The organism is Cellvibrio sp. (assembly GCF_053579595.1).
In genome coordinates this window covers 1-1350 of the sequence record NZ_JBRFPI010000586.1, presented here as the reverse complement: position 1 = coordinate 1350, position 1350 = coordinate 1, and the positions used below count along the sequence as shown (strand labels likewise).

3 protein-coding genes are annotated in these 1350 nt (G+C 52.4%); 2 read left to right on the top strand and 1 reads right to left on the bottom strand.

Annotation, left to right across the window (positions count from 1 at the left end; all coding sequences use genetic code 11):
* Positions 1–586: substrate binding domain-containing protein (locus tag ACWA6V_RS21390; protein ID WP_449524373.1), on the top strand; the 586-nt coding region annotated here is incomplete at its 5' end.
* A gap of 91 nt (positions 587–677) precedes the next feature.
* Here ACWA6V_RS21390 and ACWA6V_RS21385 read toward each other — a convergent pair.
* Positions 678–1058 carry a winged helix-turn-helix transcriptional regulator gene (locus tag ACWA6V_RS21385; RefSeq protein ID WP_449524372.1) on the bottom strand — a complete coding sequence of 127 codons (381 nt, stop codon included), beginning with the start codon at positions 1056–1058 and terminating at the stop codon, positions 678–680.
* A gap of 89 nt (positions 1059–1147) precedes the next feature.
* Between ACWA6V_RS21385 and ACWA6V_RS21380 the strand changes: the two genes are divergently transcribed.
* Positions 1148–1350, top strand: a 203-nt coding sequence (locus ACWA6V_RS21380) for an NAD(P)H-binding protein (protein ID WP_449524371.1), incomplete at its 3' end; no start/stop codon positions are given.

Here is a 1350-nt window from a genome sequence, read left to right as displayed (position 1 = left end):
CCTGCCCGCCTTCGCACCATTGCGTCCACAGCACTCCAAACTACTCTTGAGTATTGTGGTAGATGACCGCATCGTCGATATGACTACCCAAGCTATCGACCTATCCATCCGCTCTGGCTGGTTGCGCGATTCTTCGTTAGTGGCACGCAAGCTGGCTGACTTGCACGAAGTGCTGGTGGCAGCGCCAGATTATCTGCGCCGTTTCGGGGTACCTGCATCGCCCGAAAGTCTGCGCGAACATCGCATTATTGGCTTTAACCGCTTTGCAGAACCGACCACGCTCACCTTCAAAAGTGCCACCGGTGAAAGCGCGCGTATTATGCTCACTCCCGGCGCCATGACCGACAATGTGGCGATGCTGCGCGATTTTGCGGTGCAGGGTTTTGGCCTCGCTCGCTTGCCGAGCTATATGGTGCAGCGCGAGTTAGCCAGCGGCGAGCTGGCTTTGCTGTTGCCCGATTGGGCGCTGCCCGGCGCGGGGATCTATGCCGTTACTTTGAAGCGCACCCTTCAGCCACCCAAGGTGAGTGCGGCGATTGAGGCGATTAGTAATTATCTTGCTACGTTACAAACTCCGCGTGAGTAGTGTTCGCGTAAAAACAGCAATGCTCTGTGCTTGCTTTACCGCCTGTGTCTTTAAAGGGCAAGGCTCCGGTTGTATTGCAGTGGTGAGTTAACTACTGCTGCGGAACGCCAATATCGGCCAGGCTCACCTCGTTGTATTTTACATTCCCCATAATTGTTTCATCCGGCACTGCATCGCCCCAGGTTTTCATTGACTCCAGCACATCGCGTAAGCCCTCTCCTAACGGGGTTAATTCGTAAACAACTCGCGGCGGTGTTTCTGCATAGGCTGTGCGAGTGACCAATCCGTGTGCCTCAAATCGTTTCAGCCGGTGAGTCAGGGTGTGCGCGCTTATACCCGGTAGTGCATCCCGTAATTGCGTGAAGCGCTGGGGGCCAAGGAGCAATTGCCGCACGATTAAGGTCGCCCATGGCCCATCAAGAAGGACTAAAAACCTGGCAACTCCACAGCAGGGAACTTTATTTTCATTCATGGCAAAAATTCTCTAATAGTGCATTTGACGTAACCAATCTTAGCATAGCACCATTAATACTCTGTTTAATTAACTATTGAGGAGTATTTATGACATATGTAGTTCACGGCGCAACCGGCGCACAAGGATCACCCTTGTTTAGAAAATTAGCGGCTGAAGGTAAACCGGTAGCGGCTGCCATTCGAAATCCACAAAATCTCGGTACGGGTTCAGCCGTAGCGGTTGATCTCATGTCGGTTCAATCTTTGGTTGCAGCTTATTTGGGGGCAGAAGGTGTTTTTATCCATCTGCC